The sequence below is a fragment of the Clostridium sp. HCS.1 genome (assembly GCF_047900555.1).
Taxonomy (GTDB): Bacteria; Bacillota; Clostridia; order Clostridiales; family Clostridiaceae; genus Clostridium.
Window position 1 is genome coordinate 1,100,486 of the sequence record NZ_CP170704.1, and the last position, 23,404, is coordinate 1,123,889.

Annotated in this window: 21 protein-coding genes and 1 other annotated feature; of the genes, 20 read left to right on the plus strand and 1 reads right to left on the minus strand. The window is 29.2% G+C overall.

Annotation, left to right across the window (positions count from 1 at the left end; genetic code table 11):
• Positions 1-42: 42 nt before the first annotated feature.
• Positions 43-271: a binding site (T-box leader), on the plus strand.
• Between the two features lie 84 nt (positions 272-355).
• The 7 genes from cysK to ACFYH6_RS05260 all read left to right on the plus strand — a co-directional run bounded on the left by cysK (position 356) and on the right by ACFYH6_RS05260 (position 7,559).
• On the plus strand, positions 356-1,264 hold the full coding sequence (gene cysK / locus ACFYH6_RS05230; protein WP_416178989.1) for a cysteine synthase A: 909 nt from the start codon (positions 356-358) through the stop codon (positions 1,262-1,264).
• 26 nt (positions 1,265-1,290) lie between these two features.
• On the plus strand, positions 1,291-1,875 hold the full coding sequence (gene epsC / locus ACFYH6_RS05235; protein WP_316343576.1) for a serine O-acetyltransferase EpsC: 585 nt from the start codon (positions 1,291-1,293) through the stop codon (positions 1,873-1,875).
• A 23-nt stretch (positions 1,876-1,898) separates the two neighbouring features.
• Positions 1,899-2,885 carry a tRNA epoxyqueuosine(34) reductase QueG gene (queG, locus tag ACFYH6_RS05240; RefSeq protein ID WP_416178988.1) on the plus strand — a complete coding sequence of 329 codons (987 nt, stop codon included), beginning with the start codon at positions 1,899-1,901 and terminating at the stop codon, positions 2,883-2,885.
• A 35-nt stretch (positions 2,886-2,920) separates the two neighbouring features.
• Positions 2,921-3,625, plus strand: a complete 705-nt coding sequence (locus ACFYH6_RS05245; RefSeq protein WP_416178987.1) for a lysophospholipid acyltransferase family protein — start codon at positions 2,921-2,923, stop codon at positions 3,623-3,625.
• Positions 3,626-3,633: 8 nt separating this feature from the next.
• Positions 3,634-4,284, plus strand: coding sequence for an endonuclease III (nth, locus tag ACFYH6_RS05250; protein WP_316343573.1), 651 nt, complete (start codon positions 3,634-3,636; stop codon positions 4,282-4,284).
• A 148-nt stretch (positions 4,285-4,432) separates the two neighbouring features.
• Positions 4,433-5,338 carry a D-alanine--D-alanine ligase gene (locus ACFYH6_RS05255; protein ID WP_416178986.1) on the plus strand — a complete coding sequence of 302 codons (906 nt, stop codon included), beginning with the start codon at positions 4,433-4,435 and terminating at the stop codon, positions 5,336-5,338.
• Between the two features lie 121 nt (positions 5,339-5,459).
• Positions 5,460-7,559 (plus strand): sodium-translocating pyrophosphatase, encoded by a 2,100-nt coding sequence (locus tag ACFYH6_RS05260; RefSeq protein WP_416178985.1) that lies wholly within the window; start codon positions 5,460-5,462, stop codon positions 7,557-7,559.
• Between the two features lie 162 nt (positions 7,560-7,721).
• Here ACFYH6_RS05260 and ACFYH6_RS05265 read toward each other — a convergent pair whose 3' ends face one another.
• The gene (locus ACFYH6_RS05265; RefSeq protein ID WP_416178984.1) at positions 7,722-8,741 is read right to left on the minus strand and encodes a transposase; all 1,020 of its coding nucleotides are present in this window, start codon (positions 8,739-8,741) and stop codon (positions 7,722-7,724) included.
• A gap of 301 nt (positions 8,742-9,042) precedes the next feature.
• Between ACFYH6_RS05265 and ACFYH6_RS05270 the strand changes: the two genes are divergently transcribed.
• The 13 genes from ACFYH6_RS05270 to tpiA all read left to right on the plus strand — a co-directional run bounded on the left by ACFYH6_RS05270 (position 9,043) and on the right by tpiA (position 23,382).
• Positions 9,043-9,756, plus strand: a complete 714-nt coding sequence (locus ACFYH6_RS05270; RefSeq protein ID WP_316343569.1) for a response regulator transcription factor — start codon at positions 9,043-9,045, stop codon at positions 9,754-9,756.
• A complete protein-coding gene (locus ACFYH6_RS05275; RefSeq protein ID WP_416178983.1) occupies positions 9,746-11,335 on the plus strand; it encodes a sensor histidine kinase in 1,590 nt (529 codons plus the stop codon). The genes ACFYH6_RS05270 and ACFYH6_RS05275 overlap by 11 nt, the downstream gene beginning before the upstream one ends.
• A 68-nt stretch (positions 11,336-11,403) precedes the next feature.
• Entirely contained in the window at positions 11,404-12,345 is a 942-nt protein-coding gene (locus ACFYH6_RS05280) for a glycoside hydrolase family 25 protein (protein WP_416178982.1), read from the plus strand.
• Positions 12,346-12,539: 194 nt separating this feature from the next.
• Positions 12,540-14,060, plus strand: a complete 1,521-nt coding sequence (locus ACFYH6_RS05285) for a VanW family protein (protein ID WP_416178981.1) — start codon at positions 12,540-12,542, stop codon at positions 14,058-14,060.
• Between the two features lie 135 nt (positions 14,061-14,195).
• A complete protein-coding gene (locus tag ACFYH6_RS05290) occupies positions 14,196-15,032 on the plus strand; it encodes a Cof-type HAD-IIB family hydrolase (protein ID WP_416178980.1) in 837 nt (278 codons plus the stop codon).
• Between the two features lie 49 nt (positions 15,033-15,081).
• The gene (locus ACFYH6_RS05295) at positions 15,082-15,687 is read left to right on the plus strand and encodes a radical SAM protein (protein WP_416246480.1); all 606 of its coding nucleotides are present in this window, start codon (positions 15,082-15,084) and stop codon (positions 15,685-15,687) included.
• Between the two features lie 134 nt (positions 15,688-15,821).
• Positions 15,822-16,283: a tRNA (cytidine(34)-2'-O)-methyltransferase gene (locus tag ACFYH6_RS05300; protein WP_291706934.1), complete on the plus strand. Its 462-nt coding sequence runs from the start codon at positions 15,822-15,824 to the stop codon at positions 16,281-16,283.
• A gap of 15 nt (positions 16,284-16,298) precedes the next feature.
• Positions 16,299-17,135 (plus strand): DegV family protein, encoded by an 837-nt coding sequence (locus ACFYH6_RS05305; RefSeq protein ID WP_316345050.1) that lies wholly within the window; start codon positions 16,299-16,301, stop codon positions 17,133-17,135.
• Between the two features lie 205 nt (positions 17,136-17,340).
• A complete protein-coding gene (rpoN, locus tag ACFYH6_RS05310) occupies positions 17,341-18,723 on the plus strand; it encodes an RNA polymerase factor sigma-54 (RefSeq protein WP_416178979.1) in 1,383 nt (460 codons plus the stop codon).
• A gap of 204 nt (positions 18,724-18,927) precedes the next feature.
• Positions 18,928-19,965, plus strand: a complete 1,038-nt coding sequence (locus ACFYH6_RS05315) for a sugar-binding transcriptional regulator (RefSeq protein ID WP_316345053.1) — start codon at positions 18,928-18,930, stop codon at positions 19,963-19,965.
• Positions 19,966-20,017: 52 nt separating this feature from the next.
• Positions 20,018-21,016 (plus strand): type I glyceraldehyde-3-phosphate dehydrogenase, encoded by a 999-nt coding sequence (gap, locus tag ACFYH6_RS05320; RefSeq protein ID WP_416178978.1) that lies wholly within the window; start codon positions 20,018-20,020, stop codon positions 21,014-21,016.
• A gap of 142 nt (positions 21,017-21,158) precedes the next feature.
• Positions 21,159-22,337 carry a phosphoglycerate kinase gene (locus ACFYH6_RS05325; protein ID WP_316342695.1) on the plus strand — a complete coding sequence of 393 codons (1,179 nt, stop codon included), beginning with the start codon at positions 21,159-21,161 and terminating at the stop codon, positions 22,335-22,337.
• Between the two features lie 298 nt (positions 22,338-22,635).
• A complete protein-coding gene (gene tpiA / locus ACFYH6_RS05330; RefSeq protein ID WP_316342696.1) occupies positions 22,636-23,382 on the plus strand; it encodes a triose-phosphate isomerase in 747 nt (248 codons plus the stop codon).
• The last annotated feature ends 22 nt before the right edge of the window (positions 23,383-23,404 follow it).

The window sequence follows — 23,404 nt, forward strand, 5'->3', positions numbered from 1 at the left end:
GTCATATAATATAAAATATAAAACTTAGTAAATTACTCGGAATTAAAAACTGTGAAAAAGAAAAGTAGTATAAAGGAAGGTTACAGAGAGAAAAGATAGATGAGAACTTTTTACCTATAATTTATATGAAGTGCCCTTTGGAGTTGAAGTTTGAAATAATAGTAGGACTATCCGGTATCATCCGTTATAATGAAATGTAATTTGTATTAAGAGTGAGATTAATTGCTTAATCTAATTAGAGTGGAACCACGGAGTTTACTTCGTCTCTATAAGGCTTAGAGACGAAGTTTTTTTGTTGTATTCTTAATTTTAACTCTTAGTAAGGTAATTTATTTAATTAGTATTTGGAGGAAAAATGATTTATAATAACACGTTAGAATTAATTGGTAACACACCTATATTGAAGCTTAATAATTTAGTTTCAAAAAATAGTGCGGAAGTTTATGTGAAATTAGAAAAGTATAACCTAGGGGGAAGTGTTAAGGATAGAGCTGCCTTAGGTATGATTGAAAAAGCAGAAAAAGAAGGTTTTTTAAAAGAAGGATCCATTATAGTTGAACCTACTAGTGGGAATACAGGAATAGCTTTAGCAATGATAGGAAGACTTAAAGGCTATAAAGTTGTAATTGTTATGCCAGATAGTATGTCTAAAGAAAGAAGAGATTTAATTAAGGCTTATGGAGCAGAGCTTATATTAACAGAAGGTTCCTTAGGAATGAATGGAGCCATAGAAAAGGCTAATGAGCTTTCTAAGAAAGCAAACTACTTTATGCCTCAGCAATTTGAAAATTTAGCTAATAGACAATATCATTATGATACTACTGCTGAAGAAATATATAATGACATAAAGGATTTAGATGTTTTTATAGCTGGAGTTGGTACTGGAGGAACAGTAACAGGAGTTGGACAAAAATTAAAAGAAAAAATAAATAATATAAAAATAGTTGCTGTTGAACCTAAAAAGTCACCAGTATTAAGTGGTGGAAGAGCAGGAGCTCATAAAATTCAAGGATTAGGTTCTGGTTTTATACCTGAAATTTATAATCCAGAAATTATTGATGAAGTAGTAAATGTTTCAGATGAAGATGCCTATAGGGTAACAAAATTAATATCTGAAAAAGAAGGGATATTACTTGGAATATCATCTGGAGCAGCTATTTATGTAGCTTTAGAAATGGCTAAGAAATTAGGAAAAGGTAAAAAGGTTTTAGCAATAGCACCAGATGGTGGAGAAAAATATATATCCATGGGTATTTATGATTAGCATTATCACTTAGAGGAGGAAAAGCTGTGTTTAAGAATTTAAAATATGATATAAATAATATATTAGAAAATGACCCAGCAGCAAGAAGTAAAATAGAAGTATTTTTATTATATCCTTGTATCCATGCATTAATAGCTTATAGAATATCACATTTTTTATATAATCATAAAAGATTTTTTTGTGCTAGATTAATTTCACAAATAGCTAGATTTATGACAGGTATAGAAATTCATCCAGGAGCAAAAATAGGAAAAGGGTTATTTATAGACCACGGAATGGGAGTAGTAATTGGAGAAACTAGTGAAATAGGAGATAATGTTACTATATACCATGGAGTTACCTTAGGTGGTACTGGAAAAGAAAAGGGCAAGAGACACCCCACAGTGGAAGATAATGTTATAATTGGAGCAGGTGCAAAGGTTCTTGGCCCAATAGTACTAAAAAAAGGAAGTAGAGTTGGAGCTAATACTGTGGTATTAAAGGATGTACCAAGTGATGCAACAGTTGTTGGATGTGCTGGAAGAAATATAATTAGAAATGTTAATGATATAATTGAAATAGTAGATGAAGATGGTAATAAGAAAACTATATATAATCACATGATTATTTAGAGGGATAATATTAGAGGGATAGTATGAAGAAAGAGGATATTATAAATTTTTGTAATTCACTAGGGATAGATACCTTAGGATTTATCAAATGTAGAAGGTTTGAAGAACTTGAAGCTTTCTTTTATGATAGAAAAGAAAAAGGTCTTGAAAATGAGTTTGAAGAAAGGGATATATCAAAGAGAGTAAATCCTTTTATTTATATGGAAGAGGGGAAGACTATTATATCAATAGCTTTCCCTTATCTTCATGATGTAAAATATTATGATAATGGTTTTTCAGTATATACTAGAGGAACTGATTATCATAGGGTAGTAAAGTTTTATTTAAATCAAATATGTGAATTTATTGAAAATGCTGGTGGAAAAGCTTTATCCTTTGTAGATAGTAATTTCTTACCTGAAAGACATATAGCTTATTTAGCAGGAGTAGGTTTTATTGGTAAAAATAACTTAATAATTACTAAGAAGTATGGTTCTTATGTATTTTTAGGTGAAATTATAACAGACTTAGAAATAGAAACTTCAGAGAAAAATTATAAGGAAATACAGGATTTTAAAGAGTGTGGAAGCTGTGAACTTTGCTATAAGAGTTGTCCTAGCAAAGCTATAAATCCTTATAAAAAGAATAGTAATATTTGTGTATCTTATTTTACTCAAAAGAAGGATTTAGATGATAAGCACATAAAATTATTAAAGGGAAGGGTATTTGGTTGTGATAGCTGTCAAAATTGTTGTCCATATAATGAAAATGCTGAATTCTCTAAAATTGAAGAGTTTTATCCCTTTGATTTTATGAATAATAATAATACTTTAGAATTAGTAAATGCAAGTACAAAGGAATTTAAAGAAACATTTTTCAGAACTTCTTGTGGGTGGAGAGGTAAAAATGTACTAAAGAGGAATGCTTTAATAAGAATTAATAATGATAAGGGAGATATAAGTGAAGTTAAAACAGATTCTCCTTATTTGAAAGATTATGTTGATAGACTTTTAAATAGTAATAAAATATAATTATAGATATATAAATTAGGAAGTGAGGGAGAATAATGTTATCACCAACATTAGTAAAGGTAATTAATGTATTACCAGAGTCATTAGTAGTAAAGATAACAAAAATCATTGTAAATAAGTATTTTAAAAAGTACGCGAATATAAAAGTAGAGGGCTTTGAAAAAATAGAAAATGTAGAAAGTCCTGTAATATTCATTTGCAATCACTTAAGTAATGCAGATGGGTTAGTTTTAGATAAGATTCTTAAAGAAAAATTTGATCCAACCTTTGTAGCAGGAGTTAAATTATCTAATGACCCCATAACAAGACTTGGAACTATGATAATTAAAAATGTTGGAATTAAACCAAATTCAGCAGATAAGGAAGCTATAACTAAGATGGTTAAACTAGTTAGAGGTGGAGAAAATCTTATGATTTTCCCAGAAGGAACTAGAAGTAGAACTGGAGCAATGATAGAAGGTAAAAAAGGGATATTATTAATAGCAAGACTTACTAAGGCGAAAATAATTCCAATTGGGATGACAGGAAGTGAAATTCTTCTTCCAATAAATAAAAATGGAGATATGGGTGGAGAAAAGTTTAATTATTCAGATATTAATATTAATTTTGGAGAACCTTTGTCATTACCAGCTAAAGAAAAAGATGAAGATAAACACGAATATGATGATAGATGTATGGAATACATAATGAAATCAATAGCAAACTTACTACCTGAAAAATACAGAGGAATATATAAGTAGGTGTTTTTATGAAAAAAAGAACTAAAGCTATTTTGGATATACTAAAAGAAGATTATCCAGATGCAAAATGTGAACTAAATCATGAATCTCCATTTCAGCTTTTAGTGGCAACAATACTTTCTGCTCAAACAACTGATAAGAAGGTAAATGAAGTTACTGAAACATTATTTAGAGATTATCCAGATTTAGATGCATTTTTGACTCTTTCAGTAGAAGAACTTGAAGAGAGAATTAAACAAATAGGATTATATAGAAGTAAAGCTAAAAATCTAATTATGATGTGTAATCAACTTAAGGAAAAGTTTAATGGAGAAGTTCCAAGAACTATGGAGGAAATTACTTCTTTAGCTGGTGCAGGGAGAAAAACTGCAAATGTAGTGTTATCAAATGCCTTTGGTGTTCCATCTATTGCAGTAGATACACATGTTTTTAGAGTATCAAATAGATTAGGAATGGCTGATTCTGATAATGTTTTAGAAGTTGAAAAGCAGCTTCAAAAGGAACTTCCAAAAAGAGAATGGAGTTTAACACATCATTTATTAATTTTTCATGGAAGAAGATGCTGCATTGCTAGAAATCCTAAATGTGAAATGTGTAATTTAACTAATTACTGTAAATATTATAAAGAAATTAAGAAAAAAGAAATTAAGAAGAAGTAGAATTCAGGCTAAGTTTAGCCTGAATTTTTAAATTATTTATTTAGTTATAAGATATTTGTAAGTTTTTAAAACTTTTATCATATTTTATATAGTGCTATAATTAATATGAAAAAATTTTTAGCAAATTTGTAATATTGGAGGACAGTATATGAAAGTTGGAATTTTAATGGGAGGAATATCTTCAGAAAGAGAAGTTTCATTAAATAGCGGAAAGTCTATGATGCAACATATCAATAAAGATAAGTATGAAGTTATTCCTGTTGTTATAGATAAGAAGGAAGAATTATTAGAAAAGGTTAAAGGCTTAGATTTTGCACTACTTGCATTACACGGTGAATTTGGAGAAGATGGAACAGTTCAAGCAGTACTTGATACTTTAGGAATTCCTTATTCAGGTTGTGATGCTTTAAGCAGCTCTCTTTGTATGGATAAGGATTTAACTAAGAGTGTATTAAAGGCTAAAGAAATTAGAACTGCAAAATGGTTAAATGTTTCTTCAGTAGATGAAATAGATTATGAAAAAATAGAAGAAATGGGATATCCAGTATTTATAAAGCCAACAAATGGTGGTTCAAGTGTTGCAACTTTTAAAATTACAAAAAAAGAAGATGTAGAGAATGCCGTTGTAGAAGGTTTAAAATGGGATAAAGAAGTTATGATAGAAGAGTTCATTAAGGGGGATGAAATTACATGCCCTGTATTTGATAATGAATTATTCCCAGTACTTGCTATAAAGGCAAAAACTGATTTTTATGATTATGAACAAAAGTATTCTGCAAATGGAGCGGAACATTATGCTATAGATTTAGAACCTAAGATATATGAAGAAGTTAAGAAAATGGCTTTAGATACCTATAAGGCTTTAAAGTGTTCAGTTTATTCTAGAATTGATATGATAATAACAGAAGATGGAACCCCTTATGTGCTAGAAGTAAATACATTACCTGGTATGACAGCAACTAGCCTTTTCCCTCAAAGTGCATCAGAAAAGGGCATAAGTTATCCAGAGTTTATAGATATGATAATTGAATATTCTTTAAAGAAAAATAAATAGATTAATTAAGGAAACCTAAGATGAAAAATAGAGGAACTAAAGAGTAATTTATTGGAATTTTCGACATATATTTATATAGTAAATTTACTAATTTTATTTTATATAGATGGGAGGAATTTTTGTGAATTTTATTTTTTTAGTTCTACTAGGATCAATTTTAGGTTTACTTTTTTGCGTTTACCAAGGAAAAATAGTTATGCAAGCAGATGAAGGTGAAGAAAAAGTAAAGAGTATTTCTGCTAAGATTAGAAAAGGTGCAAATGCATATTTGAAAAGACAATATAAGGGAGTTGCAATATTTTTTGTATTGATGTTTCTTATATTTTTAGTTATGAGCTTTTTTGGATATGTTTCAATTTTTGTTCCTTTTTCTTTTATTATTGGAGGATTCTTATCAGGTCTTACTGGGTTTATAGGTATGAGGGTGGCAACAAATGCTAATTCAAGAACTACTACAGCAGCTAAGAAAAGTTTAAATGGTGCATTAAAAATTTCTTTTAAAAGTGGTTCTATAATAGGTATTGTTGTTGTTTCGCTAGGATTACTATATATAGCAGCTGGATATGTATTTTTAGATTGGTATTATAGAGATTTAGCAGAAGCTGACAGATTACTACAAGTTACAAATAACATATTAACTTTCGGTATAGGAGCTTCATCAATGGCTTTATTTGCAAGAGTTGGTGGTGGTATTTTTACAAAGGCAGCAGATGTAGGAGCTGACTTAGTAGGAAAAGTAGAAGCTGGGATTCCAGAAGATGACCCTAGAAATCCAGCCGTTATTGCAGATAATGTTGGTGATAATGTTGGGGATGTAGCTGGAATGGGGGCAGACCTTTATGAATCATATGTAGGTTCATTAATATCATCTTGCGCTTTAGCAGTAGCAGCAGGGCTATCAAGAAATGGAGTAGCAGTTCCATTATTAGTTGCAACTTTAGGAGTAGTAGCTTCTATTTTCTCAAGTTTCTTTGTAAGCGCAAAAGAAGATGCAAGTCAAAAGAATCTTCTAAGTGCATTAAGAAGAGGAACATATATATCATCTATAATAGTTGCTGTAGGTTCTTTCTTTATTGTAAGATACCTTTTAGGTTCAGAAAACATAGGCGTTTACTTTAGTATTTTATCGGGACTTTTTGCAGGTATGTTAATAGGCTTCTTTACAGAATACTATACTTCAGATAGTTATAAACCTACTAAAAATTTAGCTGATATGAGTAAAACAGGACCAGCCACTATAATAATTGGAGGACTTTCCCTTGGAATGATGTCAACAGCTATTCCAGTTATAATAGTAGCTATATCAGTACTTATAAGCTTTAATTTATCAGGTGGAGGTAGTGATTTTAATTTAGGATTATATGGAATAGCAATATCAGCAGTTGGTATGCTATCTACTTTAGGAATTACTCTTGCAACAGATGCTTATGGCCCAATTGCAGATAATGCAGGAGGAATTGCAGAAATGTCTGAACAGGATCCAGAGGTTAGAAGAAGAACAGATGCCTTAGATTCCCTAGGAAATACAACTGCAGCAACAGGTAAGGGATTTGCTATAGGCTCAGCAGCACTTACAGCTTTAGCATTTATAGCTGCTTATAAAGATTCCATAGAAAATATAGTTAAAGGTGGAACAATAAATTTTGAATTTAATTTATCTATATTAAACCCACAAGTTCTTATAGGGTTATTTATAGGTGGAATGGTAACATTCCTATTCTCAGCAAAAACAATGGATGCAGTAGGGCGAGCTGCTTCAAAAATTGTTGTAGAAGTAAGAAGACAATTTAAAGAAATCCCAGGAATTATGGAAGGAAAGGGAGAACCAGATTACGAATCTTGCGTAGATATTTGTACAAGATCTGCTCAAAAAGAACTTATTACTATAGCAATAATAGCAATAGCAACACCTGTAATTGTTGGATTAATTTTAGGACCAAATGGAGTGGCAGGATTACTTGCAGGTGCAACAGTAACTGGATTTGCAATGGCAATTATGATGTCAAACTCAGGTGGAGCTTGGGACAATGCTAAAAAATATATTGAATCAGGAGTTCTTGGAGGAAAAGGTTCAGACTGCCATAAAGCAGCAGTAGTTGGTGATACAGTAGGAGACCCATTTAAAGACACAACTGGACCATCAATCAATATATTAATAAAATTAATGTCAATGGTTTCAATAGTATTTGGAGCACTAATTCTTGCTTTTGGAGCATTATAATATAAAAAATACTAGAATAAATAAAATGCTGTACTTTTAAAGTATGGCATTTTTTATATATAAAAGTACTATTACTATGTTTAAATGTATTAGTAAGTGGTACTAGTAATATATTTAAAGACTATAAGTGTATGTTTTAAAATGTTGTTGATATAAAATAGATTAATAGGCAACTTCATAGCTAGGAAAATCTTTAATTTTTATATAATTATTTTTTATATAATTATCTTTAAATAATTTAATTTGATTAAGTAAATAGGTTTTGTAATCATTCCTAAAATCTAAAATATGCCAATTAAGATAATTCTCTAAGTATTTTGTTGCAACTCCTCTAAATCTTATTAACCATTTCTTTATATTAAGAGAAAAACTGTGTATAAATATACTTTCACGTGGAAGATGTTTATTAATATTTATAAGTTCTTCTGGAGACTTAGTTGTAATTTTATTACTAATTACTTGTTGAACTAAATTCAATATTGAATTTTTAGATAATGGTAGAGTTGATGAATTATGTTTTTTAGCATAGACATCAAAATATCTATCATTATAGGCTGAGATAATTGAGTTTTTAGATATATTGTGTGAAAAATTTTTATTTATTGCTGGTAAAGAAATAGTGTATCTACTTATAGGTTTTGAAATAATTGTATTAGTACTATCCATTCCACAAGCTATAAATATATTGTCCTTTCTATTATATTTAGCATCTCTGTTACCTTTGAAGTTTTCTTTAATTATTATTTTGCTTACTTCCACATAATTTTCAAGGCACTTATTATTATTTTCTAATTGAGTAATTAAAATTTTATGTCTCCAAAAGAATGCTGTAGCCAAATTGATTTCTAATATTTTGGCGCACTCTCTAAGGGATTTTCCATTGTTCATTAATATTACATATTTAAGCCAAAGATCTATTGATTTTTTTGAATTATAAAATAAGGTGTTAGTTTTTGAGGAAAAAGTTTTTTTGCAATGCTCATTTATACATCTAAATCTTTGGATTCCTTTATATTTTCCATACTTTATAAAACTTTTACCATTACAATGTGGACAACTATTAACTTTTACATCTTTTAAAATATCAATTAACGTTAAGGTGTCTTGATATTTAGTTACTATATTAAGTTCATTTTCACTATAATTATAATTTATTGTATCTATATTCCATAATAATGACATAGTAATCTCCTTTATAAAAAATGCTCTATCTAATGTTTGAATTATAGACATAAATAGTAAATAATATAACGAGAAATTTATAGATAACAACAACTTTTTAAAACAGAGTATGAGCCTTTTTGAGTATTACACCAAGAGGCTCAATTAGATTATAAATTTTACTAAAATACAATAAATTTCAGCTGTATTAAGCTTTTCTTAAGAAAATTTTATGTTTATTATTAAGATATATATTTTAAAATATAAATATAAGTTTAGAGTATGGTAAACTTATATTTAGAACAGAAGGGGAGTGGATATTGTGAGTAAAGAAAGAATATTAATAGTTGATGATGAGAAAGAAATAAGAGATTTAATAGATATATATTTAAAGGGTGAGGATTACGAAACTTTAAAGGCTGAAAATGGAGAAGAAGCATTAGAAATTTTAGAAAATAATAATGTAGATTTAATAATTTTAGATATAATGATGCCTAAGGTTAATGGTATAGAAGCATGTTTGAAAATTAGGGAACAAAGGGAAATGCCAATAATTATGCTTTCAGCTAAGTCAGAAGATATGGATAAGATTTTAGGACTAAATACTGGAGCAGATGATTATTTAACAAAACCTTTTAATCCATTGGAGCTAGTAGCTAGAGTAAAGTCTCAGCTTAGAAGATATAAAAGATTTAACAAGATAACATCTGAAGCAGAAAGTCAAAAGCAACAAGAAAACATACTAGAAATAGATGAACTGACTGTTAATTTGGAAACTCATGAGGTATTTAAAGATGGAGAAGAGATAAAGCTTACTCCAACTGAGTTTGATATATTAGTTTTACTTGGAGAAAATAGGGGAAAGGTATTTAGCATAGAAAATATATATAATAGTGTTTGGAAACAAGATTTTATGCAGTCTGACAATACAGTTATGGTACATATAAGAAAAGTTAGAGAGAAAATTGAGGAAGATCCTAGAAAACCTAAATATATCAAGACTGTATGGGGGGTAGGATATAAAATTGATAGGTAAACAAAAGGAAAAGAAGGAAAAAATAAAGAAGGAAAGGGTTGGAATAATAAAAAGGTTAAAAGATTTAGCAATAAGAATATTTTATAAATTCTATAATTCTAGGATTGGAAGTATTATTAAAAAAACTTTAGAGTGGTTATTAAAAAATATAGAAAAAAGCATTCGATTTGAACTTATGGTAGTTTTTGCAATATGTTTTGTTGCTGCATTTTTATTTTATGGCTTTGCTAATAATATACTTGCCCAAAATAGAACAGTTACTAAGATTCAGTACGATGCAGAAGATATACAGTATAAAGCTAATTCTGTTGCTAGGGAATTAATTTCTAATGATAGTTATTATAATGATAATACTGAATCTTATGGAATAAAAGGTTTAGATGATAAAGAAGCTATAATGGAAGTATTAAATAGATTTAATAATGGAAAAGCAAAAATATATTTAACTGATTTAGATGGGAACATTCTTTATAATATTAATGGAGATGGTCAGAATAAGCTAGATATATATACTATTTTAGATAAAAGTAACATTACTCAAGATGAGGGGGCAGAAAGAACTTATCTTTATCCAGTTAATATAAATGGAGATAGAGCTTATCTTATTTACTTTGAATCTCCTATACCTTATCTTTCATATGAATATTTCATTGATACAAATTCATTTTTAGCACTTATTCTATCTGTAATTGTGTTTATTTCTATATTTATAATAATTACTAATAAGAAAATGAAGTATATAGAAGAAATAGCAGCAGGAGTTAGAATGATTTCTAGTGGAGATTTATCTTATAGAGTTGAAGAAAAAGGTAAGGACGAAATTAAAAATTTAGCAGAGAATATTAATAATATGGCATCAGAAATACAAGAAAGAATGGAAGCAGAAAGAAGATCAGAAAAAACAAAAAGCGAACTTATAACAAATGTTTCTCATGATTTAAGAACGCCTCTTACTTCAGTAATGGGGTATATAGGATTAATTAAAGATGGTAAGTATCAAAATTCAGATATGATGAAAGAATATTTAGATATTGCTTTTAATAAATCAAATCAATTAAAAGAGTTAATTGAAGATTTATTTGAATACACTAAAATTAATAATCAAGGAATTGTATTAGAGAAGAATAAAGTAAATATAGTTGAATTTTTATCTCAAATTATAGAAGAATATATTCCTATATTTGAAGAAAATGAAATAGAGGTAGATAAGAAATTTGTAGATGAAAAATCTATAGTAGAAATTGATGCAAGTAAAATGGTTAGGGTTTTCGAAAATTTATTTTCTAATGCTATTAAATACTCTTATAAACCAGGTAAAGTAACAGTATCTACATTTGAAAGCGAAGGCTATGTTACTATAGTTATTAAAAATAAGGGCGAAAGTATTCCAAAGGAAAAGGTTGAAAGATTATTTGATAGATTTTATAGGGTTGATGAAGCGAGAAATTCTAATGTTAAGGGAAGTGGCCTTGGACTTGCAATATCAAAAAATATAATAAATCTACATGAAGGAGAAATTTGGGCTGAGTCTGTAGGTAATGATATAGGTTTCTATATAAAGTTAAAATCCATTAATTAAAGATTAAAGTAACCTTTTTGAAAGATAGTTAATAAATTGATATAGAGATTATTTTTCTTGGAGGAAAAATGCAAAATAAAAATCCTAACAGTACTTTTGGAATAGACATAAATGAATATACTCAAAATGTTAATTTTCAAACCTTAGCAAGGACTATTGACTTTTTATATCTAAGATCTTCAGGTTCTGGCTCTGGAAGGTTTAGAGTAGATAAAAAGTTTTTGGAATATGCTAAAGCAGCAAGAAATTATGGAATACCAGTAGGAGCCTATCACTTCGGGGTACCTTCTTATGATTTAACTACTGCCGATTCACAATGTAATGATTTTATTAACATATTGCAGGAGGGCTTTGGAAATAAGAATTATGGTGATTTATTGCCAGTATTAGATATAGAAGTTCCTGTAGATAATAAAATAAGTACAAAGGCGCTAATAGATTGGATAGAACGATTTAGAAAATGTTTTGAGAAAAAAACCAGAAGAAGATTAATGTTATACACAGGAGCATTTTTTATTGAATTTTATAATGATTTTAAATTGCCAGATGGAAGTCAACCTTTAAAGAGTATGCCATTATGGATTGCTATGTACACTAATATAGAAATAAATCCAGAATATCCACCAAACTTAGGAGGTTGGACTAGGTGGAGAATATGGCAATTTAGTGAAGGTGAAGTGGTTCAAGGAGTTGGAAATCCTGTAGATGCAAACTGGGGACCAGATAGTTTAGATGAATTGATGCAACCAAAACAAGTTAGCAATTTGAAAGCTGTAAAAGAAGGCGGTATGTTAAAGGTAACTTGGAATAAAAATACTGATTCAGATCTTTTAGGATATAATATATTTGCTAATGGTTATTGGATTGGAACTGTAGATAAAAATGATACTAGCTTTGAAATTAGTTTATCTGAATTGCCAGTTAAGACAAATGTACCAATAACTATATCTATAGAAGCTTTTGATTATGATGGAGAAACATCTCAAGTAAGAAGTAAAGTAACTGTATAATTTTAATTTGAAAAAGATGATAATTCTGAGTTAATAGAATTTTCATCTTTTTTAATGTGCTTATAAACATTGGTAATCATTGCATATAAAAAAATAAATAATATTATTAGATTTATATTAAATTTGATTAAAAAATATAATATAATAGTATAGACATATGAATTGTTAGGGCGAGTTAGAAAGGAGTGGGGCAGGTGAAAAAAATAAATAAAAATACATTAATAGCTGCAGGTGTTATAATTGTTTTAGTTATTGTAGGAATTATAGGATATGTTTTTTCAGTTAATAAAAAAGTTGCAGCTTGGGAAAATAAAATTTATCCAGAAGTTAGTGTCTATGGTGTAAACATAGGTGGATTAAATAAAGAAGAAGCTATAAAGGTATTAGAAGAAAAGCTACCAAATTTAATTGTGGACAAGAAGTTAACTGTTTTAGCTGCTGATAAAACTTTAGAACTAAGTTATGATACATTAAATTTAAGTTATGATGTTGAATCAGTGGTAGATGAAGCAGTAGCCTATGGAAAAGACAAGGGAATCATTGCTAAAAATTCTTTAATAAATGAGAAAAAGTCTATAGAATTAAATCCTAAGGTAAATTTTGATGAAGAAGCTTTAGTAGCTTTTGAAAATAAGGTCTTAGAAGAAGTTAATATTGAACCAAAAAATGCATCAATAAATGTTAATTCAGGTAATATTTCAATTGTTCCTGAAGAAGCAGGTAAAACTATAGATAAAGAGGAGCTTCATAATAAATTAGTAGAAAGCATTAACGGAAATCCAAGTAATGACATAGAACTTACTTTTGAATTAAAGGATCAAGAAGCTAATATTAAATCAACTGATTTAGAAAGTATAACAGGAAAAATTAGTGAATATAGTAGCCATTATAACAATACTGGTGATGGTAGAGTTAGAAATATGGAAATAGCTGCTGGAACAATTAATGGAACTATAGTTATGCCAGGTGAAGAATTTAGTTATAATGCCTTAATAGGCGATACAACTCCAGATAAAGGATATGCAAAAGCTAATACTTATGTAGGAAATGAAATAGTTCCTGATTATGGCGGAGGTATTTGCCAAGTATCAACAACTTTATATAGAGCTGTTATGAGAGCTAATATTAGATCTACTGAAAGAATGAATCACTCATTAACAGTTTCATATTCTGAACCAGGTTTAGATGCTACAGTTGCTAATGGAGTAGTAGATTATAAGTTTGTAAATACTTATGATTTTCCAATATATATTCAAGGCTATGTTAGTGGTGGAATAGTAAACTTTACTATATACGGTAATGTTGAAGCTATGGGTAATAAAACATATGAACTTGTAAATGAAGTTCACGAAAAGTATGAACCTAACAAGAAATATGAAGATGACCCAACTATGGAAGAAGGAACAGAAAAAGTAGTATCATATGGTATGCCAGGTTATAAAGCAAGCTCTTATCAAGTTACTTATGAAAATGGAGTTGAAGTAAATAGAGAGTTTATTGCTACTGATATTTACTTAACAACTGATACTGTTGTTAAGAAAGGTACTAAGAAAAAGGAAGAGCCTAAGAAGGAAGAACCTAAAAAAGAGGAACCTAAAAAAGAGGAACCTAAACAAGAAGAGAATCAAACTCAAAAGCCTCAAGACTCAAATAATAACAGTGAAAAACCAAATGAACAAACTACTAATGAAACTGAAAACAAACCAAATCAATAATAAGAATTTTAATAAAAAACATTTTACTTTTTGTAAAATGTTTTTTATTTTTATTTTTATTTATACTTAAGATTATTGTCGGATACTTTTGTAAATGATATTATATAATATATTAAATTATCAAAGGAGTTTTTTATGACATACAAAATGGTCTGTATAGATATGGATGGAACTTTACTTGGTAAGGGAAGAAAAGTATCTAAGGAAAGTAAGGAAGTTATAAAAAAGATACATGATAAAGGTGTTGAAATAGTAGTAACAACAGGAAGAATATATAATAATGCAGCATATTATTCACATCTTTTAGGAGTGAAATCACCTGTCATTGCTGCCAATGGAGCAGTTGTTATGGATAAGCATAATAATAGGGTAATATATGAGAATACCATAGAGACAGAAGTATGTGTAAAACTTATTGAACTTCTATATAAGATGGGGTTTTTCTTTCATTTTTATACACTAGACAGTATTTATTGTGGAGATAAAATAACTAAATTAGCTACTGAGATATATATGACTAAACAAGTAGGTTTCGAAAATTTAAAAATTAAATATCATATTATAAATAATTTAGAGGAATGGAAAAAATTCTTTAAAAGAACTAATGGACAAATTACAAAATGTATAGCTTTTTCACCAAAACCTAGTAAAGTTGTAGCTTTAAAAAAGGAGCTTAAAGATATGGAAGACATTGTTTATTTTGGTTCTGGATTAAGAAGTGTAGAAATTAATAATAGAGGTGTGTCTAAAGGTAGAGCAGTAAAAGCCCTTGCTGATTATTATGGATTCACAAGAGAAGAAATAGTATGCATAGGGGATAATGAAAATGATATATCAATGATTGAGTATGCTGGTCTTGGAGTTGCAATGGGAAATGCTATAGATGAAGTTAAGGCTCTAGCAGATTATATCACAGATACTAATAAAGAAAATGGAGTTGCAAAAGCAATAAAGAAAATTTTCAATGTATAAATACTAGTATAGATGATTTTATTTATAAGCATAATATATAAGAGGTGATATCTCAGCTACATCCGATCCAATTCCAGTGGAAAGATATACTCATGGATTAAGTAAAGCTATAGAGGCATTTGGTGAATTTGAACACACAAGATTTAGATTTGTAAGCAAATATTCTGATGTAGAGCCTTTCATAGGATTAAACCATAATAATCATACAGAAATTAGATTTAGTATAAATTCACAAGAAATAATAAAAAAATACGAACATGGAACTGATAGTGCAGAGAAAAGAATAGAAGCTGCAAAAAAAGTAAAAAAAGATGGATATAAAATAGGTTTTCTAATAGCCCCTGTATTTATATATGAAGGTTGGAAAGAGGATTATAATAAATTATTAGATAAGGTTAAAGAAGAGTTTAAGGGAGAAAAAATAACTTTTGAAATAATAACTCATAGATTTACAGATAGAGCAAAAAACAATATTCTTACTATATATAAAGAGTCTACATTACCAATGAAAGAAGAAGATAGAAAATTTAAATATGGGCAATTTGGATATGGGAAATATATATATAAAGATGATGATATGAAAGAAATAAAAGAATTTTTCACAGAAAGATTAAGTATGGATTTTGGAGAAAAAAGTATTTTATATATTGTATAAAAACTATTTTATAAAATAATATGTTAATAATTAATAAATGACTTTGACTAATGGGTTCCCATATAGTATTATTTTTAATAGGTGTTAAATAAGTAAGGTTATAAGATCTTACTTTTTTGTTGGAGGTCAATAAAATGAATTTAAATATAGTTTTATATCAACCAGAAATCCCACAAAATACAGGGAATATTGCAAGAACTTGTGTTTTAACTAATTCAACCTTGCATTTAATTAAACCCATGAAGTTTAAGATTGATGATAAACAAGTGAAAAGAGCCGGATTAGATTATTGGAGCGAACTAAAACTTGAAATGCATGAAAGTTATGAAGATTTTATGAAAAAGTACGGAGATAAAAAAATATACTTAGCAACCACTCATGGTGGTGAGCATTATGATGAAGTTTCCTTTAAAGAAGGAGATTTTATAATGTTTGGTAGAGAATCAGCAGGTGTTCCAGAAGAAGTGCATAAGGCACATGAAGGAATAAGAATTCCAATGATTAAAACAAGCACAAGAAGCTTAAATCTTTCGAATACTGTAGCAATAATTGCTTATGAAGCCTTAAGACAAATTGGTTTTCCTGAAATGAAATAATTAGGGGGAATAAGAATGAAAAAAATTAAAATTTTAACAGATAGTTGTTTAGATCTTCCAGATGAGTTAATTAAAGAAAATAATATTGATATTTTACCACTTCTAATTAACTTTGGAGATAAGAGTTATTTAGATAGAAATGAAATAGATTTAAAGACAATGTTAGAAAAGATTGATAACGAGGGAGTTATACCAACTACTGCACAAGTTACACCAAATAGATTTGAAGAATACTTTAGAAAAGCTTTAGATGAAGGATATGAAGTAGTTGTGCTACTTATGTCTTCAAACATGAGTGGAACATATAATTCAGCATGTATAGCTAAGGAAATGGTAGAATCTGATGATATAACTTTAATAGATACTCAAGTTGTAACGTCAGCTCAAGGTTTTTTTGTGCTAAAGGCATGTGAACTTAGAGATAAGGGTTTAAGTCCAAAAGAAATAAAAAGAGAAATAGAAAATTTGATACCTAAGATGAATGCATCTTTATGTTTTGAATCATTAGAGAATCTAGTTAGAGGCGGAAGAATATCTAAGACTGCAGGTGTAATTGGAAATGCTTTAGGTCTTAGAGTTATAGTTGGCTTTGAAAATGGAATGATGATAGCTAAAGATAAAGTAAGGGGTAATAAAAAGGTTATTAAAAAAATAATTTCTGAATACGAAAATTCTAATGCTGACAAAGATGAATATGTTATGCTAACAGAAATAGAGAGCCCAGAAATTAAAGGTGAACTTAAAAAGTACTTAGATGAAAATAATATTAAACATATAGAAACTACGCCAGGTTGTACCGTTGGTATCCATTCTGGAGTTGGAGCATGTGGATTATTTTTTGTAACTAAATAATTAGAAATTATATTTATTTATATTAATAAGAATTAAGATTTAATTGGGAATTATAGTAAAGAGCTACTTAGGTAGCTCTTTATTTTTATATGAAAATAAAAAAGTTTCCATCCTAATATAACGTTTACTTAAAGATTGTGATATTATTAAGTAAAAGGATTATACTGACGATACAGTTATAGTTTAGTGAATGAAGGTGATACTTATGAAATTAGATTTTAATTTAAATCTTGCTCAAGAACAAAGGTTAATAATGACTCAGCAAATGCAACTTTCCATAAAGTTATTACAAATGTCAACCTACGATTTAAGAGAATATATTGAAAATGAATTTTTAGAAAATCCAATTCTTGAAGGGGATTTTGATTTTGTTCAAGAAGATAAAAAATATGAAGACAAAATTGATTATAAAGAAATGATTAAGTATTTAGAGTTTGACAATTATGGATCACAAAGTTATGGAGAGTACAATAAAGAGGATGATGTTTCGCCCTTTAATTTTATTTCAGATAAGGAATCCCTTACTGAATATTTAAAAGAACAACTAATTGAAAGTGAAGAGGATGAATATAAGAAGGCTATTGTATCATATATGATAGAAAGTTTAGACAATAAGGGATATCTGGACATGCCTTTAGAAGAAATATGCAAGGAACTTAATATTTCTTTAGAATTAGGAAAAGAAGCTTTAGAGATACTTCAAGATTTGGAGCCAGATGGAATAGGAGCAAGAGATTTAAAGGAATGCCTAAAGATACAGCTAATAAAAAAGGGAATATTAGATGATAATTTAGAAATTATAATAGATGAGTATCTAGATTTAATTGCAGATAATAAATTTAATGTAATAGCTAAAAATTTAAAAATAACACCTAAAGAAGCTCAAGATTTAGGGGACATAATAAAGAAATTAGAACCAAAACCTTCAAGAGGTTTTTATACAGGTGATGATGTTAAATATATAATTCCTGATGCAGCCATTAGAAAAATTGATGGTGAGTATTTTGTTATTATGAATGAAGGCGTCATACCAAGATTATCTATTAGTAATATTTATAAAGAAGCCTTAAATAATAAAGATGATAAAACTACTGAAAATTATGTAAAAGAAAAATTAAGTAGCGCAATGTTTTTAATTAAAAGTATTGAGCAAAGAAAAAGCACTTTGCTAAGAATACTGGAAAAGGTTGTAGAAAATCAAAAAGATTATTTCGATAAAGGACAAAAATATTTAAAACCAATGACCATGAAGGATATGGCAGACACACTAGGAATTCATGAATCTACAGTTAGTAGAGCTATAAAGGACAAGTATATATTAACTAGTTTTGGAACAGTAAAAATAAAAGATTTATTTACCATAGGATTAAGTGTAAATAAAAGTGATGGAGAAGAAATTGCAGTAATAAATATTAAAAAGCAAATAAAGGAAATTATTGATGAAGAAGATAAGAAAAAGCCACTATCAGATCAAGCAATATGCGATAAACTAAATGAGAGAAACTTAAATATATCAAGACGAACAGTTGCTAAATATAGAGAAGAGCTTGAAATAAAATCTTCTGGTAAAAGAAAAAGAATAGAATAAAAAACATACAAAAGAGGAAAGTTAAATGTATAAAATAATTTTATAAAAACTTTCCTCTTTACAGGTAATATAATAAAATTTTGTAAAAACTTTTGGGAAAATTTTAAGAAAATGCTTTTAAATTTCATAGAAGTGTTTTATAATAATATTTGTGGGACATTTTAATAATGTGCGGGACTTTTTTAGACCAAAGGAGGGTTGACTGTGCAGGAAATATTGTCTTTAGAAAAAAAAATAGTTCCTGAACTTGTAGAAGTCCTTGATAAAAGATATAGTATTCTTAGGACTATATATTACAATCAGCCAATCGGAAGACGAGTTTTAGCAAATCATTTAGATTTAAGTGAGAGAATAGTAAGAAGTGAAATAAATTTCTTAAAATCTCAAAATCTAATTGAAATCAATACTCCGGGGATGACAGTAACAGAAGAAGGACAAGAAGTTGTAGACAGATTAAAAGATTTTATACATGAAATAAAGGGATTATCAGATATAGAAGAAAATATAAAATCTTTCCTTGGATTAAAAGATGTAGTAATTGTTCCAGGAGATGTAAAGAAAAATAAGACCATATTAAAAGACCTTGGTAAAGCAACAGCAAATTACTTAAAAACTATAATTAGAGATAATAATATAATAGCAATAACAGGTGGAAACACCATTAAGGAATTTGTGGAAGCTGTACCTAAAATGAGCTATCTTTCAAACATACTAGTACTTCCTGCAAGAGGTGGTATGGGAAGAAAGGTTGAAATACAGGCAAATACGTTGGCTGCATCTCTAGCACAAAAATTAAATGGTTCTTATAAATTGCTTCATATTCCAGAGAATCTTAGTTTAAATCTTTTAGATACCTTATTAAAAGAAAAGGAAATAAAAGAAGTAATAGATAATATACACAAAGCAGATATCTTAATATATGGTATTGGTGAAGCTTTAGTAATGGCAGAAAAAAGAGATGTTTCAAGTGAAGAATATAATAAATTAAAATCTCTTGGAGCTGTTGGTGAAGCCTTTGGATGTTATTTTAATAAAGATTCACAGGTTGTATCAGAAAATACTTCTATTGGAATAAATATTAATGAAGCAAGAAAAATTAACACACATATTGCTGTTGCAGCTGGGGAAAATAAAGTTGATGCTATTATTGCAACAATGATGAATAATCATAATGCAGTTTTAGTAACAGATGAAGCAGCTGGCAGAAAGATTGTGGAATATATTAAAGAACACAATAAATAAGCTTAAAATTTTTAAAATTTTAAATATAACTATTTTTAGGAGGTAATTGCAAATGGTAAATGTAGCAATTAATGGTTTTGGAAGAATAGGAAGATTAGCATTAAGATTAATGATTGAAAACCCAGAATTCAATGTGGTAGCAATCAATGACTTAACTGATGCTAAGACTTTAGCTCACTTATTTAAATATGACTCTTCACAAGGAAGATTCAACGGAGAAATCGAAGTTAAAGAAGGAGCTTTCGTAGTTAACGGAAAAGAAATAAAAGTTACTGCAGAAAGAAATCCTGCTGACTTACCATGGAAAGAATTAAATGTTGACGTAGTTTTAGAATGTACTGGATTCTTTACTTCTCAAGAAAAAGCAGGTTTACATTTAGAAGCTGGTGCTAAGAAGGTTGTTATATCAGCTCCTGCAACTGGAGATATAAAGACAGTAGTATACAACGTAAATAATAATATATTAGATGGTACAGAAACAGTTGTTTCAGGTGCTTCATGTACTACAAACTGCTTAGCTCCAATGGCTAAAGTATTAAACGATAAGTTCGGAATCCAAAAAGGATTCATGACAACTATCCACGCTTACACTAATGACCAAAACACATTAGATGGTCCTCACGGAAAAGGCGATTTAAGAAGAGGTAGAGCTGCTGCTGCAAACATCGTTCCTAACTCAACTGGAGCTGCTAAAGCAATTGGTTTAGTTATTCCAGAATTAAAAGGAAAATTAGATGGTGGTGCTCAAAGAGTTCCAGTTGTTACTGGTTCATTAACTGAATTAGTTGTTACTTTAGATAAGAAAGCAACTGTTGAAGAAATAAACGCTGCTATGAAGGCTGCTGCTAACGAATCATTTGGTTACACTGAAGATGAAATAGTTTCATCAGACGTAATCGGAATCACTTATGGTTCATTATTCGATGCAACTCAAACAAAGGTTATGACAGTTGGAGATGAGCAATTAGTTAAAGTTGCTGCTTGGTACGACAATGAAATGTCATACACTAACCAATTAATCAGAACTTTAAAATACTTCGTAACTAGATAATTAAATAGTTAAGTAAATATTTTAATTTAGGAAATAAAATTTGGTCTGGTTTTATAGAAAATCTATGAGGCCAGGCCAATTTTAAATTAATCAAATAATTTCGGTTTTTATAAATATAAAAATAAATTATGAGGTGAAATAAATGAGCTTTAATAAAAAAACTATCGAAGATATAGATGTTAAAGGTAAAAAAGTTTTAGTAAGATGTGACTTCAATGTTCCACTAAAGGATGGAGTTATAACTGACGAAAACAGATTAAATGGTGCATTACCAACAATTAATTACTTAATAAATAATGGCGCAAAAGTTATTCTTTGCTCACACTTAGGAAAAGACGCATCAAAATCATTAGCACCAGTTGCTAAGAGATTAAGCGAAATGTTAAACAAAGAAGTAGTATTTGCAAGAGATGAAGAAGTGGTAGGAGCAAATGCTAGAGCTGCTGTAGAAGCAATGAAAGATGGAGATGTTGTATTATTAGAAAATACAAGATGCAGAAAAGAAGAAACTAAGAATGTAGAAGAATTCTCAAAAGAATTAGCTTCATTAGCTGATATATTTGTAAATGACGCTTTTGGTACAGCTCACAGAGCACACTGTTCAACAGTTGGTGTTACTGAATTCGTAGATACAGCTGTATGTGGATACTTAATTCAAAAGGAATTAAAGTTCTTAGGAGAAGCTGTTAACAATCCAGTTAGACCATTCGTTGCTATATTAGGTGGAGCTAAGGTTTCAGATAAGATAGCTGTTATCAACAACTTATTAGAAAAAGTTGATACATTAATAATCGGTGGTGGAATGGCTTACACATTCTTAAAGGCTCAAGGATACGAAGTTGGATCATCTTTAGTAGAAGCTGATAGAATAGAATACGCTAAAGAAATGATTGAAAAGGCAGCTGAAAAGGGAGTTAAATTCTTATTACCAGTTGACCACAGAGTTGCTACAGAATTCAAAGATGTAGAACCAGTAATCACTGAAGATCAAAACATACCAGCAGGAAGCATGGGATTAGATATCGGACCTAAGACTGAAACTTTATATGCTGATGCAATTAAAGATGCTAAAACAGTTATATGGAACGGACCAATGGGAGTATTCGAATTCGAAAACTTCAATAAAGGAACAATTGCAGTTGCTAAGGCTATGGCTGATGCAGATGCTACAACAGTTATCGGTGGAGGAGACTCAGCTGCAGCTGTTAATATCTTAGGATTTGGAGATAAGATGACTCACATCTCAACAGGTGGTGGAGCTTCTCTAGAATTCTTAGAAGGTAAGGCTTTACCAGGAATAGAAGCATTAAACAACAAATAAAACAAGTTTATTTGTTGAATGAAAAAATGAAAATTCTAGCTAAAAGTTACACTTTTAGCTAGAATGAAAGAATTAAGGAGATAGTCCAGCGTAGCTGTACTATGAAATTAAAGAATGAAAAAAATGAAAATTACAATTTAAAGTTAAACTTTTAATTGTAAATGAAAGAATTATGGAAATAATCCAGTTAAATGGATTAATAAATTTATAGTTATTCAACTTTAGTTGAATAACTACCTTAATTTTTTCATTCTTTCATTTCTTCATTCTTCCAATTAAAAAATATGAGGTGATTTAGATGAGAAAACCAATAATAGCTGGAAACTGGAAGATGCATTACACTCCAGCAGAAGCTGTAAAAGTTGTAGAAGAATTAAAGCCATTAGTAGCTAATGCTACATGTGATGTTGTAGTATGTCCTACTTTTGTTTGTTTAGATGCTGTATTAAAAGCAGTTGAAGGATCAAATATAAAAGTTGCTGCTCAAAACATGCACTTTGAAGAAAAAGGAGCTTTCACAGGAGAAGTTGCTCCAGGAATGTTAGAAGCTATGGGAGTTAGCTATGTTGTATTAGGACATAGTGAAAGAAGAGAATACTTCAATGAAACTGATGAAGCTTTAAACAAGAAAGTTAAAGCAGCATTTGCTCATAACTTAACTCCAATTCTTTGTTGCGGAGAATCTTTAGAACAAAGAGAAAATGGAACAACTAATGATGTTGTTGGAGCTCAAATTAAAGCTGATTTAGAAGGATTATCAAAAGAATTAGCTGAAAAAGTTGTAATTGCTTACGAACCAATCTGGGCTATAGGAACAGGAAAAACTGCTACTAATGAACAAGCTAACGAAACAATAAAAGCTATAAGAGATGTAGTTGCAGAAATGTTCGGAAAAGAAGTTGCAGATAAAGTAAGAATTCAATACGGTGGATCAGTTAAGCCAAACACAATTAAAGATCAAATGGCTATGTCAGACATAGATGGTGCTTTAGTTGGTGGTGCTAGCTTAGTTCCAGCTGATTTCTCTCAAATAGTTAATTTTTAATTAATTAAGGAGCTGTATTACA

Excerpts from the sequence above, each read along its gene's own strand:
- nth (WP_316343573.1), top strand. The coding sequence starts at position 3,634 with ATGAAAAAAAGAACTAAAGCTATTTTGGATATACTAAAAGAAGATTAT.
- ACFYH6_RS05245 (WP_416178987.1), top strand. The coding sequence starts at position 2,921 with ATGTTATCACCAACATTAGTAAAGGTAATTAATGTATTACCAGAGTCA.
- ACFYH6_RS05280 (WP_416178982.1), top strand. The coding sequence starts at position 11,404 with ATGCAAAATAAAAATCCTAACAGTACTTTTGGAATAGACATAAATGAA.
- ACFYH6_RS05305 (WP_316345050.1), top strand. The coding sequence starts at position 16,299 with ATGAAAAAAATTAAAATTTTAACAGATAGTTGTTTAGATCTTCCAGAT.
- gap (WP_416178978.1), top strand. The coding sequence starts at position 20,018 with ATGGTAAATGTAGCAATTAATGGTTTTGGAAGAATAGGAAGATTAGCA.
- ACFYH6_RS05255 (WP_416178986.1), top strand. The coding sequence starts at position 4,433 with ATGAAAGTTGGAATTTTAATGGGAGGAATATCTTCAGAAAGAGAAGTT.
- ACFYH6_RS05290 (WP_416178980.1), top strand. The coding sequence starts at position 14,196 with ATGACATACAAAATGGTCTGTATAGATATGGATGGAACTTTACTTGGT.
- ACFYH6_RS05325 (WP_316342695.1), top strand. The coding sequence starts at position 21,159 with ATGAGCTTTAATAAAAAAACTATCGAAGATATAGATGTTAAAGGTAAA.
- queG (WP_416178988.1), top strand. The coding sequence starts at position 1,899 with ATGAAGAAAGAGGATATTATAAATTTTTGTAATTCACTAGGGATAGAT.
- rpoN (WP_416178979.1), top strand. The coding sequence starts at position 17,341 with ATGAAATTAGATTTTAATTTAAATCTTGCTCAAGAACAAAGGTTAATA.
- ACFYH6_RS05300 (WP_291706934.1), top strand. The coding sequence starts at position 15,822 with ATGAATTTAAATATAGTTTTATATCAACCAGAAATCCCACAAAATACA.
- cysK (WP_416178989.1), top strand. The coding sequence starts at position 356 with ATGATTTATAATAACACGTTAGAATTAATTGGTAACACACCTATATTG.
- tpiA (WP_316342696.1), top strand. The coding sequence starts at position 22,636 with ATGAGAAAACCAATAATAGCTGGAAACTGGAAGATGCATTACACTCCA.
- ACFYH6_RS05265 (WP_416178984.1), bottom strand. The coding sequence starts at position 8,741 with ATGTCATTATTATGGAATATAGATACAATAAATTATAATTATAGTGAA.